Below are 16,523 nucleotides of genomic sequence, written 5' to 3'. Positions count from 1 at the left end.
AGAAAGGCGATGCTGTCGGGAGCGCAGCCGGACGAGACGTGCGCGACCTGATGCCTGGGCAGGGGGTCCGGTCGCCCACCATCGTCCGGCGGCACGGCGAGGAGACGCGCCGACCCGCTCGAAGCCATAGCCTGCGGCCCCCCGCCTGAGTAGTTCTTCGACCATGCCGGGTGCGGATGCCCCGGCCGGTGGGCCTATCCTACGTAGCGATCGTTTCGCTGAGGACGGAATGGTCACCCTGCCCATCGGAAGATCGCGCCGGGCGTTGGTCCCGCGCAGGAACGACGCCTCGCCCCGGGGGGTACGGAAGGCGTCAGCGCACGTGTGATCGGCAGATGGGCCGGAGTCGGCCGGGATCGTTGAAGGGGTTCGCTGTGGCAGGTTCTGGAGATGGACACCGGCCGTCGCACGCGGCGGCCGATGTGTTCGCCGCCGACGCCGTGGTCGGCGCGGATCTCGCCGCGGTGGACTGGTCCTCGACCACGCTGGGAACGCCCGAGGGCTGGCCGCAGAGTCTGCAGACGGCGGTCAGCATCCTGCTGTCGTCACGGTTCCCCATGTGGATGGCCTGGGGGCCGGACCTGACGTTCTTCTGCAACGCCGCCTACCGCCGTGACACCCTGGGGCAGAAGTACCCGTGGGCGCTGGGCCGCCCGGCGAGCGAGGTCTGGGCGGAGATCTGGGAGGACATCGGCCCGCGCATCGACACCGTACTGGCAACGGGCGAGGCCACGTGGGACGAGGCACTGCTGCTGTTCCTGGAGCGCTCGGGCTATCCCGAAGAGTCGTACCACACCTTTTCCTACAGCCCGCTGCGGGACGACTCCGGCGCGGTCGTCGGGATGCTGTGCGTGGTGAGCGAGGAGACCGAGCGCGTCATCGGTGAACGGCGCATGGCGACACTGCGGGACCTGGGTTCGGACCCGAGTGTCGTGCGGACCGAGGAGGAGATGCTGGCCTTTGCCGGTCAGCAACTCACGCACAACCCCAGTGACCTGCCCTTCACGCTGACCTATCTCTTCCAGCCGGACGGCACCGTGCGGCTGGCTGCCTGCACCGGGCTGACGGCGGAACACCCGGCGGCGCCGGCCTCCCTGTCCGCCGAAGCCGAGGACGCTCCCTGGCCGTCCGCCGCCTTGGCCCGCGGCGAGTCCGTGCTGTTGGACCTCGAAGGGGCCCCGTTCACCGCGTTGCCCGCCGGGCCGTGGCCCGAGCCCCCCGCCCAGGCACTGGCCGTGCCGTTGCTCCAGCAGGGCACTGCCCCCTACGGGTTCCTGGTGGCCGGGGTGAACCGCTACCGGCCCCTGGACGCGAGCTACCGCGGCTTCGTCGAACTGGTCGCCGGGCACATCGCGGCCGGCATTTCCAGCGCGCGCAGTTACCAGGCCCAGCAGCGGAGGGCCGAGGAACTGGCGGAACTGGACCGGGCGAAGACCACCTTCTTCTCCAACATCAGCCACGAGTTCCGCACCCCGCTGACCCTGATCATGGGGCCGGTGGAGGAGTTGCTCGCGCAGTTCGACGGGGGCGATCCCCTGGTGCGCGCTGAACTGGAGTCCATCCGCCGGAACAGCCTGCGGCTCGGCAAACTCGTGAACAGCCTCCTGGACTTCTCCCGCATCGAGGCGGGACGGATGCAGGCCCGGTACGAACCTGTCGACCTGTCGGCGGTCACCGCCGAGTTGGCCAGTGTGTTCCGCTCTGCGGTGGACAAGGCCGGTCTCGCGTTCGAGGTCGACTGCCCCGCGCTGGACGAGCCGGTGCACATCGACCGCGGCATGTGGGAGAAGGTGGTTCTCAACCTGCTCAGCAACGCGCTGAAGTTCACCTTCGAGGGAGCCATCCGCGTCTCGGTCCGAGCCGAGAATGGCCAGGCGGTGGTCACGGTAGCCGATACCGGTATCGGCGTGGCCGCCGAGGAGATGCCCAGACTGTTCGAGCGCTTCCAGCGCATCGAGACCGCCCGCTCCCGGTCCAACGAGGGCAGCGGCATCGGTCTCGCCCTGGTCCGGGAACTCGTCGGCCTCCACGGCGGCACGATCAGCGCCGACAGCACCCTGGGCGAGGGCACCCGCTTCGTGATCCGCCTGCCCTTCGGCACGGAGCACCTGCCCGCTGACGCGCTGGTACCCGTCGCCTCCACCGCCGCCCCCTCGGCCACCGCGGAGCCGTACCTCGTGGAGGCGCTGCGCTGGCTCCCCTCGGACGTCCCCGGCGCGGAACCATCTGTGACGCCGGTGACGAGCGACACGGCCTATACACAGGGTCCCGCGGTAGCCGCCCGGGTGCTGATCGCTGACGACAACGCCGACATGCGCGAATACCTCATCCGGATCCTGCGGGGCGCCGGTTACGAGGTCGAGGCGGTCACCGACGGGCACGAAGCCCTGCGGGCCGTCAGGGCAGCCGCTCCGGAGCTCGTGATCAGCGATGTCATGATGCCCCGTCTCGACGGCCTGTCCCTGGTGCGGGAGCTGCGTGCCGACCAGCGCACCGCTGCCGTGCCCGTGCTGCTGCTGTCCGCCAGAGCCGGACAGGAGGCCTCCATCGAAGGGTTGCAGGCCGGCGCGGACGACTACCTCGTCAAGCCCTTCGCGGCGGCGGAGCTGCTGGCACGGGTGCGGGCCAACGTGGAACTGTCCCGCCTGCGCACCCACCACGCCCGCTGGCGCACCGCACTGGTCGATTCCCTGCAAGAGGCGTTCTTCGTCTGCGACGAGAACGGCGCGGTGGTGGAGATCAACTCGGCGTTCACCGAGATGCTCGGCTTCGGTCCCGAGGAACTGCCCTACGCACCGATCCACCCCTGGTGGCCGCAGGCCGATACCGACCCCGAAGGCCATGAACAGGTCGCCCGGGCCTTCGGCGACCTCCTGGAGGAGGGGCACGGCCGTTACACCATCCCCGTCACCCACCGTGACGGTCGTCGGCTCTGGGTGGACGTCTCCTTCAACCACGCCGAGGACCCCGACACCGGGCGCCGTGTAGTGGTCGGCACCTTCCGGGATGTCACCGCCGAGCACTACGCCATCCAGCGGGAGAGCGCTCTTGCGGGGCTCAGCGTCCGGGTCTCCCAAGCCCCCAGCCTGCACGACGCCGTCGTCGGCGCCTTGGGCGAGCTGAAGGACCTGTGGCGGGCCCGGCAGGTGCTCGCCGTGGTCTTCGGCCGCTCCGAGGAGCCGCAACTGACCGCCACGGACTCCTCGCTGCGCTGGCCGCACCTGTCCGCCGACCGCCGCGAGGCGCTCCGTGCCCTGCGCGAGCGGCCGCTGCTGACCCCGGTCACCGATCACACCAGTGCCGGAGTCGTCGTGGAGCACCCGGACGGGCCCATGGTGCTGTGGGTGGACCTGGGCACCAGCAGGCCCTTCACCGACGAGGACCAGCTGCTGCTGTCGCTGCTGGCCGGACATCTGGCCCAGGCCCTTGTCCGCGTCCACCAGATCGACCAGCAGCGCGAGACGGCGATCGCCCTGCAACGCGCCATCCTCGGGCCCTCCCACTTGCCCGATGGCTTCGCCGTTCGCTACGAACCGGCCACCCAACCGCTGGAGGTCGGCGGCGACTGGTACGACACGGTGGCGCTGCCCGACGATCGGATCGGCATCGTGGTGGGGGACTGCGTCGGCCGCGGCCTGGAAGCGGCGACCGTGATGGGGCAGCTGCGCAGTGCCTGCCGCGCCCTGCTCCTGCAGGACGCCAGCCCGGCGCAGACCCTCATGGCCCTCGACCGGTTCGCCGCCGGCATCCCCGGCGCGCTGTGCACGACCGTCTTCTGCGGCGTACTCGACCCCGAGACCGGCCGGCTGACCTATTCCAGCGCCGGGCACCCGCCGGGCATCCTCGCCCACCACGACGGGACCACCCGCTTGCTCGAGGACGGACGGTCCCTGCCCCTGGCCGTGCGGCCCGGCCGGGCACGCCCCGAGGGGGAGTGCACGATCCCGGCGCGTGCCACGCTGCTGCTGTACACCGACGGGCTCGTCGAGCGCCGCCGGCGTCCGCTGAGCGCGGGTATCCACCAGGCGGGTGAAGCCGTCCAGGACGGCAGGGACGCGGCCGTCGATGACCTCGCCACCCAGGTCATGTCCCGATTGGCGCCCGAAAACGGATACGACGACGACGTCGCTCTGTTGCTCTACAGGCACCCGGCCCCACTGGAGATGACCTTCCCCGCGGAGTCCTCCCAGCTGGCACCGGTCCGGCAGGCTCTGCGCAGCTGGCTCGAGCGGTGCCAGCTCCCGCCGCAGACCGCGCAGAGCGTGCTCGTCGCGGCCGGCGAGGCCTGCGCCAATGCCATCGAACACGGCCATCGCGATGCACCGGGCGAGCCGGTCCGGCTGCGCGCCGAGGCGTTCGTGGACGACCTGCGCCTGGTCATCGCCGACACCGGACAGTGGAAGACCCCGCAGCCCGAGGCCAACGCCCACCGCGGCCGCGGCATGACCTTGATGAAAGCCATGATGCAGCACGTCACCGTCACGTCCGGCGCCGCCGGAACCACCGTCCAGATGCAGACGAGGATCGCGTGATGACCACTCCGCTCACCCTCACCACAGGCCGGCGGTCCGACGGCACCGCCCTGCTGACAGCCGTCGGTGAGATCGACATGACCAACACCGACGCCCTCTGCGAGGCGCTGGACTCCACCACGGGCCCGGTGATACTCGACCTCACCGGTGTCGAGTACTTGGACAGTGCCGGCCTCAACGTGCTGTTCGCCCGGGCCGACCGGGTCGAACTCGTGGCCACGCCCCTGCTCGCTCCAGTGCTGGTGATCTCGGGTCTCTCCGACCTCGCGACCGTCCACGGCCTGTGAGGGAGGGACGTCGGCGTCATCGGCAACGCTCGGGGGCGGCCGACGGTCACCGCACCGTCCCGCCGAAGGACCGTTCGCCGTGGGAGCGAGGGCTTTACCGGGGCTTCCGCGGCGCGCGATAGGGTGATGCGCACCCGTGGTGGGTAGCTGGAGCGCGCGGGAAGGGAGGGGCAGATTGACGCAGGACGTATGCGGGTCGGTCGACGGCGACGCCGCGGCGGACCGTCATGTCGCGGTCGAGTACTCCACCGACGAAGAGTGGCTCGCCCATCTTGTGCCCTTCGTGCGTGCGGGCTTCGACAGGGGTGAGCAGGTGCAGTACTTCGCGGACAGCACCGACCCCCGCCGAGTGATGCGCGCACTCGCCGAGCGGGGCGTCGATGCCGGCGCCGCGGTCCGGCGGGGGCAGCTCGTTGTGACCACCGCCGACGAGACCTATCTGAGGGGAGCCCGCTTCGACCCGGACGCCATGTTCACTGTGTGGCGCCGCGCCGTCGAGGCCGCCATAGGTCAGGGGTACGGGAACTTGCGGGTTATCGGCGAGATGTCCTGGGGAGTCCGGCGCATAGCCGGGGCGCAGCGGCTGCTGGAGTACGAGTTGCGTATCCACCACGAGGTCTTCGAGCAGTTGCCGCTGACGGCCTGGTGCTTCTACGACCGTCGCCTGCTGGCACCCGGAGCCCTCGAGCGGCTGGCGGGCGCACACCTGACACGGACAGGAGCCGCGCCTTCCTCTCGCGCCCGGTCCGGGCTGGCGGTCGTGCCTCTGGCCGGTCGTCCCGGCTTCCGTCTGTCCGGGTCGGCGGGCTACGAGAGCCGCCGCGTGGCCGCCTCGGCGTCAGCCGCTGTCGCCGCGTCCCCGTCGAAGGACATCACTCTGGACCTGTCCGGCCTCGACCACCTCGACATCGCCTCACTGGCCGAGATCGCTCACGCCGCGCGGCGGCGCCCGTCCGGGACGCCGGTGCGCCTCGTCGGGGTGCCGCCCGCGTTCCACCGGATGCTGGAACTCTTCCCCGAGCTGGGGGCCGGCCTGCAGGAGGCCGGCCAGTGACGACGTACGCACCGACGACGGAGGCGAGCGGGGTCGATCCGTCCCTCCACCACCCGGCCCTCTTCTACTCCACGGAAGAGGAATACCTGCGGAGCGTCGGCGATTTCGTGCACGCGGAGGCGGGCGGCGGACGCCCTGTACTCGTCGCCGTTCCCGGTCCACGCCTGGAGCTTCTTCGGGAGGCCGTCGGCGCTGGAGACGAGGACGTCACCTTCGTCGACATGCGGCAGGCCGGGCGCAACCCGGGGCGCGCCCTGTCGATGCTCCAGGACTTCGCCGACCGACACCCGGAGCGGCGCCCGTCCATCGTGGGGGAACTCATCTGGGTCGGGCGCACCGAGGCAGAGGCACGAGAGGCGACGCGTCACGAGGCGCTGATCAACTTGGCGTTCAACGGCCGTTCCACCACGATCCTTTGCCCCTACGACACCGCCCTGCCGGAGCGGGTGCTGGCGGAGGCACGCCGCACGCACCCTGTCGTCGGAGCCGCGAACGGCTACCGGCACAACCCGCACTACGAAGACCCGCAGGCGGTGTGCCGGGACTGCGACCGGCCCATGGAGGAGCCGGCGGATCCACTCGTCCTAGGCTTCACGGAGCAGGACCTCGCCGATGTTCGTGGCGCCGTCGGGCAATGGGCACAGGCTGCCGGCCTGTCCCCACGCCGGCGCACCGACTGGTTGCTGGCCATCAACGAGGCCACCGGCAATTCGGTACGGCACGGGGGAGGACAGGGTACGCTGCGGCTGTGGCGCAGCGCCGACACCCTGATCGCGGAGGTGAGGGACCGAGGACTGCTCACGGACGCGCTCGTCGGTCGGCGTCGGCCCGATCCGCTGTCCGCGGCTGGTGGCCGCGGCGTCTGGATGATGTACCAGTTGTGCGATCTGGTTGAGATGCGCGCCCTGCCCTCGGGCCTGACCGTGCGTCTGCACCTGACGCTGGACTGAGCGGTGAGCCGTGACGGACACATCGCGCAGGCTGCTTCACCCGGATTCGCCGTGTGGTGGAGGCTGCTCGCCGATCCATTGAGGCAGGGCTCGTTGTGCGTGATGGCGACCCTGTTCGGCCTGTTCGGCCGGTGCACACAGTCTCAGGGGAGGCATGGACCAGTGCCGGGGGAAGCGACCGCCCACCCCCTGTACGGGGTGAGGGGAGGAACAGAATGAGGGCTGAGCGCGAGCGGCGGCCATCGAGCGGGCCGCACCTGTCGCCGACGGTTCGGGACACGGACGAGGACCTGTCGCTGTTGTTCGGGACGTCTCCCGCGTTGTTCGCGTCCATGGTGGGGGCGGCTCACGTGCTGGAGGCCGCGAATCCGGCCTTCTTCTCGGCGATCGGGGGCGGGCAGCGCACACGTACCGGCGTGCCTCTGGGCGAGCTGATGCCGGAGCTCGCGGCCCAGGGTTTCATCAGGCTGCTCGACCAGGTGTACCGGTCGGGCGAGCGGTACGTCGGCCGAGACACCCGCGTCGTCATCGGCGCCGCCGGGCAGTCCCGTGAGGCGTACTTCGACTTCACCTACGAGGCCCGCCGCGACGTCGGCGGCAACGTCATCGGCGTACGGATGATCGGAGTGGAGACCACCCAGGTCAAACAAGCGCGGCGACTGGCCGCCGAGCAGCGCGCGCTGCTGGAGCAGATCGCCCGCCAGGCGCCCCTGCCCGAGGTACTGGAGGGTATGTGCCGGGTGATCGAGGACCTGTGTCCCGACGTCATCGTCTCGGTGCTGCTGGCCGACGAAGACGGCCGCCGCCTGCACCACGGCGCCGCTCCCAGCCTGCCCGGCTTCTACAACGAGGCCATCGACGGCATCGCCACCGGTGAAGGCGTCGGCTCGTGCGGCACAGCCGCCCACCGGCGGCGGAAGGTGATCGTCACCGACATCACCACCGACCCCCTGTGGGACGACTTTCGTGACCTGGCCGTCCGGGCCGGGCTGGCCGCATGCTGGTCCACGCCGATCCTCGCTCGCGACGGGCGGTTGCTGGGCACGTTCGCGATGTACCACCGTGATGCGCGCGCCCCCCAGGACACCGACCTCGCACTGGCCCAGCTCTTCGCCGGCACCGCCGCCCTGGCCATCGAGCGGCACCACGCCGAACAGGCCCGGCAGGCGGCCGACGCCCGGGCGAAGGCGGCCCGCGACGACCTCGCCTTCCTGCTGACCGCCAGCACCGCCCTGGCCGGCCCGCTGGACGAGCAACAGACACTCCAACGGCTGGCCGCCCTGTCCGTCCCGGCACTGGCCCCGCTCGCCGCAGTGGACGTCGTGAAAGCCGGCCAGGTGCGTCGGGTGGCAGCCGCCGCCCCGACGGACGGGGCCCACGCCCTGCTCGCCTCCCACAGCCCCCGCCGGGACGCCGAGAGCGACGCCGTCGCACGGGTCCTCGCCTCCGGCCTCACCGAGGTGGCCCGCCGCACCCCTGCCGGACCGGGACCCTGGCAGGAGCTGGGTGTCACGGGATACGTCTGTGTTCCTCTGATGGACCGTCAGCGGCCCTTCGGCGTACTGAGCCTTTACTCCACGGGCGATATGTCCTTCGACGGCCACCGGATTGCCCTGGCGGAGGAAGTGGCCCGCCGCGCGGCTTCGGCCGCGCGCAACGCACGCCAGTACGCGCAGCGCGCCGCCATAGCCCGCGACCTGCAGAGCGGGTTGCTGCTACCGGACCTGCCCGACATCCCCGGCGCACAGTTGGCCGCCCTCTATCATCCGGCCGGCGAGGGGCTCGAGATCGGTGGTGACTTCTACGACGTCTTCCCCCGAGGCAACGGCAGCTGGGCCTTCATCCTCGGAGACGTCTGCGGGCGTGGTGCCAGGGCCGCCACCACCACGGCCCTGGTCCGCCACACCGCTCGTGCCGTCGCCCCGCTGGTCGAGGACCCCGTCGGCATCGTCAAGGCCGTGGACAGGGCCCTGAACGACCGCAACGCCCAGCAGAACAACGGCTTCGTGACGCTCACCTACGGCCATCTCACACCGGTCGCCGACGGACTCGCCGTCGACCTCGTGCGAGCCGGCCACACACTGCCCCTTCTGCTGGACGCCGACCGCGCGGTGCACCGCGTCGAGGCACCCGGCGGCCTGCTCGGCATCGGGATCCCGCCCCGGCTCGGCGCCAGCCGCTTCATCCTCCGGCCCACCGAAAGCCTGGTGCTCTACACCGATGGCATCACCGAGTGCAGGGCCGCTGGCACGGACCAGTACGGAGACGCCCGACTCGCCGGTGCTCTGGCCACCGCGCCGCTCCACCCGACCGCGACCGACATCGTGCGGAGCTTGGCGGAGGACGTCCGCGCCTTCATGAGCGGCCACACGGTCGAGGACGACCAGGCCGCACTGGTCGTCACCGCGGAGGCGCCGGCGCCGTAGAGACACGGTTCGCGGGACGGACGCGAGGGGCTGGGACGACGGTCATGTACGGCGGAGCTTCCCCTGCTCCGCCGTAGGGGTGGGCGCCCGCGTTCCCCCCGCTGGAGTAGCACAATTGCTCGGCGCCCAGGGAATGATCGAGGCAGTTCCGCCGGGCCGACGCGTACGGCCGGGGCGCCGGGGCGGTGCTCGGTGGGAACCCGGGTGACAGGAAGGGTCGTTCATGCGGAACTGTTCCTCGTGGTACGTGCAGCCGGCGGCGACCGCCAGTGCTGCCGCAGCGCCGACCCGTACGGGTACGTCAACGGGGGCGCCGGCCACCACCCGGGCACCCAACCCCGCCCGAACGGGATGGGCCGGTGCCGGTTTTCCCTGCGTGGCCTCCGGCTGAACCGCACAGAACCGGCCAGGCGACGCCACCGTCCGCCCACGAGACCGCGGAACCGCGCATACATCCCCGATCGGACACCGGGCAGGCCGGCGGGCTCCCGGTACGTGCCCATTGGAGGCCCATGCAGACCTTTCTGCCCGATCCCGACTTCCGGCGGTCGGCTCAGCTCCTCGACCTCCGCCGCCTGGGCAAACAGCGAGTGGAGGCGCTACAGGTACTGCGCGGCTTGACCGTTCCCGGCTATGGCTGGCGCCGACACCCGGCGGTGCGCATGTGGAGCGGGTACGAGGAGGCGTTGGTGCGCTACGGCCTGGAGGTTTGCCGGGTCTGGCGCGAGCTCGGCCACCAGGACAGCTGTGCGGCCTCCCTGGTAGCCGGGTACGGCGCCGTCCACCCGCACACCGGGGTGCGCGACCAGGCCGCTCTCGCCGCCGCCGGGGAACTGCCACCGTGGCTGGGAGACCGGGCCTTCCACCGCAGCCACCAGTCCGCGCTCGTGCGCAAGGACAGGGACACCTACGGGTCCGCATTCCCCGGCGTGCCGGACGATCTGCCCTATGTGTGGCCGGCCTCCGACCGCGAGGGCGGCGAGGGTGACCAGGCCGCGAAACGCCCGTAAGAATCGCACTGGAGCAACCACAACGCACGAGCACGTACACCGAACGGGTGACACTTCGTCCTGTAGATGCACATTCGGGCGCCTGAGGTGACCCTCGAAGGTGCGCTTCCTGGCCGGGGCCTGCCGTCCGAGGGGCCCGGGCCGGGCGCGCCGATCGGAAAGGAGTCGCTCATGAGGAGCCGAATCGCACGCAGTCTCGCCGCCGGGCTCACGGCGGCGATGCTGGCCACGGGGGCAGGGGCCGTAGCGACAGGCACCGCCACCGCGGCGCCGTCGACCACGACGACGAGCCACGCTGCGCCGACCGTCGGCAAGAAGTGCCACAAGGTCAAGGGCCACTACCGGACGGTTACTGCTCACGGCAAGTCCAAGCGGGTCTGGGTCAAGCCCCACCTGGTCTGCACCAAGAAGTAGCTGTTCGAGTTGGTGCCGGGGGTGTCCGCCCGTCGGCCCGCCGACTGGCGCGCGGGCACCTCAGCCCCGTCGGCACACCGATCGCGCAAGCTGGTTCTCCCGAGGTCAGGGCGGTGCGAGATTCCCGTGCACGCACGCGGAAGCATGTGTGGATGGTGATGTGGGGGCACTCGGCGTGTTGAGGGGTTGGGTACACAGCCTCTCGGGTTCTTCGTCGGCCCTTGATCAGGGCCGACGAAGAACACCTGCATTCCCCAGCTGGGAAGGGGGAGGGCAGAGCCAGGTCAGGGGCCGGCCCTCGGCAGATGCCGGCTACCCGGGCCGGCACTCGCCCCACCTCACGCGCCCAAATTCCGGGTGCACGCCATGGCCGGCCATGACAGTCTGCGGACATGCCGATCATGGGTGTGTCCCCCGGAGTGTCCCTCGCGTATGAGGCCTTCGGCGACCCCGGCGACCCCCCGGTCCTGCTCGTGATGGGTTTTGGCGCGCAGATGCTCGCCTGGCACGAGGACTTCTGCCGGGCGCTGGCCGACCGCGGACGCTACGTGATCCGGTACGACAATCGTGACTGCGGGCTGTCCACCAAATTCGACGACCACCCCGTCGACATGAGCGGGGTACATCGCTGCGGCCGAGAAGGAGCTGGTGTGGGCGTCCAAGCGGTACGGCGACGCCGCGGCGCTGCGTGAACTGGCCGCCGCGAGCTACGACCGCGCCTACCGCCCCGCCGGGATCGCACGACAGCTCGGCGCGATGATCCTCAGCGGTTCCCGCGCGGACGCGCTCCGTGAACTGCGGGTACCGACACTGGTGATCCACGGCTTGGACGACACGCTGATCGACCCCAGCGGCGGCAGGCGCACCGCCGAGCTGGTGCCCGGTGCCCGACTCCTGCTGGTCCCTGACATGGGCCACGACCGCCCCCGTGAACTCTGGTCCACGCTCATCGATGCCGTGGTGGCCCACACCGACTGAGCACGCGATGAGCCGCCCGTTCGACTGGAATCATCGACTTCCGGCGCGGTGCCACGACGACCCCAATCCCGGCAGACGCCCCCGATCTGATTGCATAGAGGCATAGACGCAACTCACGGGGGCATCCGCGCGTTGGCGTCAGCGGTATCGGGCTGGCGACGAGTAGGGCATCGAATGTGGGAGGGACAGGGCATGGCGCTCACGATCACGACGAAGGCGGACCCTCAGGCCGCTGGGATGCCGGAGGTTGCCGATCCTTCCCAGGTGGCACCCAAGGACGCCCGCGAACTGTCGAAGGTCTTCTTCGACCAGCTGTCGGTGCTGGAGGAAGGGACGGCTGACTACCAGTACGCGCGCAACACGCTGATCGAGATGAACATGTCCCTGGTCCGCTTCGCGGCCGGCCGGTTCCGCAGCCGCGGGGCGGAAGAGATGGAGGACATCGTCCAGGTCGGCATGATCGGCTTGATCAAGGCGATCGACCGCTTCGAGCTGTCCCGTGAGACGGAGTTCACCTCCTTCGCCATCCCTTACATCGTCGGCGAGATCAAGCGGTTCTTCCGTGACACCACCTGGGCCGTGCACGTGCCCCGCCGGCTTCAGGAGGCCCGTGTCCAACTCGCCCGCGCGACCGAGGAGCTGCGCAGCCGCCTGGACCGTGATCCGACGGTCAAGGAACTGGCGGAGCTGATGAGCCTGCCTGAGGAAGAGGTCGTCGAGGCGCGCCTTGCTTCCAACGGCTACAACTCCGCCTCCCTGGACGCCGCGATCAGCAGCAGCCAGGACGGTGAAGCCGTGTTGCAGGACTTCATCGGCGCCGAGGACAGGGCCCTGGAACTGGTGGAGGACTTCCACGCGCTGGCGCCGCTGATCGCGGAACTGGACGAACGGGACCGGCTGATCATCCACATGCGTTTCGTCGAGGAACTCACTCAGGCTCAGATCGGCGAACGCCTGGGCGTGTCTCAGATGCACGTATCCCGTCTGCTCTCCCGCTGCCTGGCGCGCCTGCGCGAGGGCATGCTCACCACCGGCTGAACAACCGCGCCGGCATTTCGCGGCTGTAGCCGGGCGGAAACGCGCGCAGTGAGCCAGCGAGATGGTGCTCGGCCTCCCGCGCGCCGATGCCGTGCCGCCGGCGCGCGCCCCGGTCGGGCAGTGGCGTGCGCAGGCTCCACCGTGGGTCTGGCCACGGGGACGTCTCATCGGGATGCCGGTGGGCGTTCCCGTGCTTGCTGGTGGCGGTGCTTGAGCCAGGTGCGGGCGGTGAAGGTCGGTAGCGGTCGATCAGTGTGTGCCGCGGCGGCGTCCGAGCAGGTACGCCACCTCTGCCGCGGTGGTGGCGGCCACCCAGGCGACTCATCGACTGCCCGGGAACGGGGATCAGTGCATTGTCCAGGCCCACCAGTAACGCCAGCGTCGAGTAACCGCCCCTGGACGCGCGGTACCCGTCCTGGGCGGTCCGATGCAGATGCGTCTGTGAAGGCGACAGCAGCAGCGGTTCGCCGACACGCCACCGCCGACGTTCGGTCAGGCCGGCGGCACCCCAGCCGTGACTGCGGTGTGCGCGTGCCCTGGATTTCTTGAAAGAAACGCACATTTTGTGTGCTTGTCGGGGTGAAGTAAGGGCATGCGAAGGCCAGGAGGTTGATAACAATGGTTCCCCTGCTTCTGGTTCTTCTTCTGGCTCTGATCCTCTTCGGCGCGGGCTTCGCCCTGAAGGCCCTGTGGTGGATCGCGGTGATCGTACTCATCGTGTGGCTGCTGGGCTTCGTCGTCCGGTCCGCCGACAGCGGCGGGCGCAAGGGCCGCTGGTACCGCTGGTAGACGAAGCCCGGCGTGCCGGAGCGCGCTGCCCGCGAAAGGGGCCCGGCCGAACACGGCCGGGCCCCTTTCGTACGGGACGTCTCCGTGCAGGGGTGGCATTTACGTGTTGCTGCTGGCCAAGGCCCGAGTCTTCTTCGAGAAGAGCGCCGTACGACGTGTGAGTCCCGGAGTTTGCGCTACAGGGCCTGCTCGCCGACACCGTCGGACGAGTCGTCCTCGGAGTGTGGCGGCCGATCCTGGCCCAGATTGGGCTACGCGAACCCACCGCATCCGCCAAGTCCACCGTCGTGCGCCTCACCTGACCCCGCCAGGAAGTCGCCGCCCTGCTCCACGAGCCCGGCCACCTTCAAGTCCCGCTGAGCACCGGGCTCATCCGCTCGTGCCCGCCCTGTGCGGCCTGCGGCGCTTTGGCCCAGCACAGGTCTGCTGCGGGTCAGACAGGCTGACGCTCTGTCGTACGTCGGCAGTGGCGTGGTCCAGCGGCCACGGCTCGTGTTCGACGGGCGTCTCCCAGAGCATTCAGAGTCGGCGCGTGTACGCCCGCCAGCGCGAGGTCCGCAGAGACCGTGAGGGTGGCGGGGTTGTACGGCGCACCGATGGCGCGGTCCGCCGGCATCGGGGGGAAGGCCACCCCGATGGACAGGAACCAGATCCCGTCGCGCCTATCACGGCTCCGGATGTATGTCCGCAGATTGGTCTCCGCGACGGTAGGGAGGCCGGGCATCGTGGCGGGAATGCCGTGCAGGCGCGCATCCGCCATGACGAAAAGCGTCAGCCCCACCCACGCGGCGCCGTCCCACTCCGCCCTCGGGAGTGGAAGCCCCAGCAGCTCGTCCAGACTCTCCATGCCCGGCGTTGCCGACCACGCGGATCGACCCGGGTGCTGCTCGGCCCGTGGCGGGCGGCGCGCTATACGCTCGCCTCCAGCAGTTCCTGGTCGCAGCCGAGCGCGGAGCATCGGCGGCCTCGCCAGCGCGGTCTATGGAGACCCTCCCTGGTGTGTCCGCCCCGGCAGCTGCCGCCGTGCGGGGCCATCCTGGTGGTGCCACGGCTGGTGCAGGCTCGTAAGCTGCGGACATGACCGAGACCAAGACTTCGACGCCTCGCGATGCCTTCGAGCTGCTGCTGGCCGGTAACCAGCGCTTCATCGCGGGCACTCCTGAACACCCCAACCAGAATGCGGCCCGCCGCGCTGAGATCGCACCGGCCCAGCAGCCCTTCGCCGTGCTGTTCGGATGTTCGGACTCTCGGCTCGCTGCCGAGATCATCTTCGATCGCGGGCTGGGTGACCTCTTCGTGGTGCGCACTGCGGGCCACGTCATGGGTGCGGAGGTACTGGGCAGCATCGAGTACGGGGTGGACGTGCTGGGCTGCCCGCTGGTGGTGGTGCTCGGCCATGACTCGTGCGGCGCGGTAGGCGCGGCGTGCGCCGCGTTGGAGAACGGCATGACACCGGCCGGATACGTCCGGGACGTCGTGGAGCGGGTGACGCCCAGTGTGCTGGCGGCGCGGGCCGCCGGCCGGGTCGAGCCGGAGGAGATCCTCGCCGAGCACGTAAAGCACACCGTCGACCTGCTGCTGGACCGCTCCCGTGTGCTCGCCGACAAGGTCGCCGCCGGGCAGGCCGCCGTCGTGGGGCTGTGCTACGGCCTGGCCGACGGAAGCGCGCAACTCGTCGCGTCTCGCGGTCTCGATGCGGTGGCCCCGACCGCGTTCTGATACCGACTCAGAGCGCCATGTCGACCCGTAACCCGTGGAGCAGGTCGGCCACCTCTCTGGCTGGACAGCCGTCAAGCGGCTTTCTGGGAGGCGGCCGCGTCGGGATGCAGGTCGTCGAGGGCGAGTTGGTGCGCCGGAGGATCGGCAATAACGATCTGGCGGGTGATGCGGTCGGTCACGGCCGACGTGAAGGAGTTCGCCGGGCTGCATATCGCGCCAATGGGGGTTGTCGTCCATGCGTTCGCTGGCCACGACGACGGCGGGGTGGTCGGCGAGGCTGGCGGCGTGGATGCGCATGCGGCCGTGGCTGCCGCTGTGGTCGAGATGCCGACCGCCGTGCCGACCGGCCGCCGACCGCTCGAGGACATACAGGTCGTGGGTGTCGGGGTAGCGCAGTGCCCACAGTTCCTCGGGAGTGGTGAGGATCAGGTTGATGGCGTAGACGGGCAGGTTTGCGGCGATCCAGCGGGCGGCCTGCCGGATGCCCGTGGTGACGTCGCCGCCGTGCCGTCGGGTCTCCCGGGTGATCAGGGCGAAGAAGCGCTCGGAGTCTGTGCCGCCTTCACCAGCGAACGGCCCTCGCCCAGGTGGTCGTCGAGCTTGTCGAGGCCCTCGATGGCCCCGTTGTGGGCGAAGATCCGGCCGTCCTGTTCGAAGGGATGAGTGTTGCGCATGTCGAGGTCGCCGGTGGAGGCGAAACGCACGTGGGCGACGAACGTCACCGATTCCACCCGCCGTGCCTCCTTGGCGAAGGCGCGGTCGCGGTAGGCCGTGATGGGCGCCTTGTCGACGTGCGGGGCGCCGTCGGCGGTGAAGTGGCCGAGGCCGGTGCCGTCGGGGTCGCGGTGGCTTTGCCGGCTGAGGCTGTCGGGGGCGTCGAGGAGCCAGAAGGTGGCGTGCGTGCGTCGGGGGGCGCTGCTGAGGCCGAAAAGGCGGCACACGGGCTTGCTCCAGGGGCCGGTCGGCCCGTTTACGGATCGTGCCGGGTCGGCGGTTCGTGGGTCTTGTGGTCAGTGGCGGCCGGGGCGGCGGGGGTTCTTCGTCTCCGCGCCGTGGGCGAAGTCGCCGGCGTTGTCCTCGTCGCGGTGCGGCTCCCCCTGCTTGTCCAGACGGGGCAGGACGCGGCGCAGGTCTTCCAAGAGCAGATCGGCCAGGTCGTGGCTGAAGCCGGTTCCGGGACTGTGCAGTCGCTCACTGGCCACCACGCGATCCCTGCCGGTGACCGATGGCCCCGGCCCCCGGGTCCTCACACAGCTCAGCGACCAAAACCTCAAGCGTGACGTGCTGGGCATTGACCACCCCGGCACACTGGGACCCCGCCACCAG

The 16,523-nt window shown here is 70.3% G+C and carries 11 protein-coding genes and 3 pseudogenes; 11 read left to right on the top strand and 3 right to left on the bottom strand.

Annotation, left to right across the window (positions count from 1 at the left end):
* Nucleotides 1-374: 374 nt before the first annotated feature.
* The 10 genes and pseudogenes from ACE4Q9_RS00640 (at nucleotide 375) to ACE4Q9_RS00595 (ending at nucleotide 13,478) form a co-directional block, all read left to right on the top strand.
* The gene (locus ACE4Q9_RS00640) at nucleotides 375-4,532 is read left to right on the top strand and encodes a SpoIIE family protein phosphatase (protein ID WP_397982195.1); all 4,158 of its coding nucleotides are present in this window, start codon (nucleotides 375-377) and stop codon (nucleotides 4,530-4,532) included.
* A complete protein-coding gene (locus ACE4Q9_RS00635) occupies nucleotides 4,532-4,819 on the top strand; it encodes an STAS domain-containing protein (protein ID WP_397982194.1) in 288 nt (95 codons plus the stop codon). Before ACE4Q9_RS00640 ends, ACE4Q9_RS00635 begins: the two co-directional genes overlap by 1 nt.
* A 175-nt stretch (nucleotides 4,820-4,994) precedes the next feature.
* Nucleotides 4,995-5,873, top strand: coding sequence for an MEDS domain-containing protein (locus tag ACE4Q9_RS00630; protein WP_397982193.1), 879 nt, complete (start codon nucleotides 4,995-4,997; stop codon nucleotides 5,871-5,873).
* On the top strand, nucleotides 5,870-6,823 hold the full coding sequence (locus ACE4Q9_RS00625) for an anti-sigma factor RsbA family regulatory protein (protein WP_397982192.1): 954 nt from the start codon (nucleotides 5,870-5,872) through the stop codon (nucleotides 6,821-6,823). Before ACE4Q9_RS00630 ends, ACE4Q9_RS00625 begins: the two co-directional genes overlap by 4 nt.
* A 215-nt stretch (nucleotides 6,824-7,038) precedes the next feature.
* Nucleotides 7,039-9,249 carry a SpoIIE family protein phosphatase gene (locus ACE4Q9_RS00620; RefSeq protein WP_397982191.1) on the top strand — a complete coding sequence of 737 codons (2,211 nt, stop codon included), beginning with the start codon at nucleotides 7,039-7,041 and terminating at the stop codon, nucleotides 9,247-9,249.
* A gap of 512 nt (nucleotides 9,250-9,761) precedes the next feature.
* On the top strand, nucleotides 9,762-10,259 hold the full coding sequence (locus ACE4Q9_RS00615; protein WP_397982190.1) for an MSMEG_6728 family protein: 498 nt from the start codon (nucleotides 9,762-9,764) through the stop codon (nucleotides 10,257-10,259).
* Nucleotides 10,260-10,430: 171 nt separating this feature from the next.
* On the top strand, nucleotides 10,431-10,673 hold the full coding sequence (locus ACE4Q9_RS00610) for a hypothetical protein (RefSeq protein ID WP_397982189.1): 243 nt from the start codon (nucleotides 10,431-10,433) through the stop codon (nucleotides 10,671-10,673).
* Nucleotides 10,674-11,065: 392 nt separating this feature from the next.
* Nucleotides 11,066-11,651, top strand: a pseudogene (locus ACE4Q9_RS00605) (alpha/beta fold hydrolase).
* Between the two features lie 192 nt (nucleotides 11,652-11,843).
* Entirely contained in the window at nucleotides 11,844-12,689 is an 846-nt protein-coding gene (locus tag ACE4Q9_RS00600; protein ID WP_397982188.1) for an RNA polymerase sigma factor SigF, read from the top strand.
* Between the two features lie 618 nt (nucleotides 12,690-13,307).
* Nucleotides 13,308-13,478 carry a hypothetical protein gene (locus ACE4Q9_RS00595; RefSeq protein WP_037661814.1) on the top strand — a complete coding sequence of 57 codons (171 nt, stop codon included), beginning with the start codon at nucleotides 13,308-13,310 and terminating at the stop codon, nucleotides 13,476-13,478.
* A 433-nt stretch (nucleotides 13,479-13,911) separates the two neighbouring features.
* Here ACE4Q9_RS00595 and ACE4Q9_RS00590 read toward each other — a convergent pair whose 3' ends face one another.
* Nucleotides 13,912-14,238, bottom strand: a complete 327-nt coding sequence (locus ACE4Q9_RS00590) for a DUF2071 domain-containing protein (protein WP_397987078.1) — start codon at nucleotides 14,236-14,238, stop codon at nucleotides 13,912-13,914.
* Nucleotides 14,239-14,555: 317 nt separating this feature from the next.
* Here ACE4Q9_RS00590 and ACE4Q9_RS00585 point away from each other — a divergent pair, with 317 nt between their 5' ends.
* Nucleotides 14,556-15,197: a carbonic anhydrase gene (locus ACE4Q9_RS00585; protein ID WP_397982187.1), complete on the top strand. Its 642-nt coding sequence runs from the start codon at nucleotides 14,556-14,558 to the stop codon at nucleotides 15,195-15,197.
* Nucleotides 15,198-15,268: 71 nt separating this feature from the next.
* Here the strand turns inward: ACE4Q9_RS00585 and ACE4Q9_RS00580 are convergent.
* Together ACE4Q9_RS00580 and ACE4Q9_RS00575 are read right to left on the bottom strand one after the other, a co-directional pair.
* Nucleotides 15,269-16,138: pseudogene (locus ACE4Q9_RS00580) on the bottom strand (class II glutamine amidotransferase).
* A gap of 69 nt (nucleotides 16,139-16,207) precedes the next feature.
* Nucleotides 16,208-16,366, bottom strand: a pseudogene (locus ACE4Q9_RS00575) (glutamate decarboxylase); the annotation flags it as partial.
* Nucleotides 16,367-16,523 lie beyond the last annotated feature (157 nt).

Source organism: Streptomyces sp. AM6-12, from assembly GCF_044327085.1.
Taxonomy (GTDB): Bacteria; Actinomycetota; Actinomycetes; order Streptomycetales; family Streptomycetaceae; genus Streptomyces.
This window is presented reverse-complemented; position numbering and strand designations above follow the sequence as displayed.

What these genes read in the sequence shown, in the direction of transcription:
- ACE4Q9_RS00635 (WP_397982194.1), top strand. Translation starts at nt 4,532, where the DNA reads ATGACCACTCCGCTCACCCTCACCACAGGCCGGCGGTCCGACGGCACC.
- ACE4Q9_RS00620 (WP_397982191.1), top strand. Translation starts at nt 7,039, where the DNA reads ATGAGGGCTGAGCGCGAGCGGCGGCCATCGAGCGGGCCGCACCTGTCG.
- ACE4Q9_RS00615 (WP_397982190.1), top strand. Translation starts at nt 9,762, where the DNA reads ATGCAGACCTTTCTGCCCGATCCCGACTTCCGGCGGTCGGCTCAGCTC.
- ACE4Q9_RS00610 (WP_397982189.1), top strand. Translation starts at nt 10,431, where the DNA reads ATGAGGAGCCGAATCGCACGCAGTCTCGCCGCCGGGCTCACGGCGGCG.
- ACE4Q9_RS00600 (WP_397982188.1), top strand. Translation starts at nt 11,844, where the DNA reads ATGGCGCTCACGATCACGACGAAGGCGGACCCTCAGGCCGCTGGGATG.
- ACE4Q9_RS00595 (WP_037661814.1), top strand. Translation starts at nt 13,308, where the DNA reads ATGGTTCCCCTGCTTCTGGTTCTTCTTCTGGCTCTGATCCTCTTCGGC.
- ACE4Q9_RS00590 (WP_397987078.1), bottom strand. Translation starts at nt 14,238, where the DNA reads ATGGCGGATGCGCGCCTGCACGGCATTCCCGCCACGATGCCCGGCCTC.
- ACE4Q9_RS00585 (WP_397982187.1), top strand. Translation starts at nt 14,556, where the DNA reads ATGACCGAGACCAAGACTTCGACGCCTCGCGATGCCTTCGAGCTGCTG.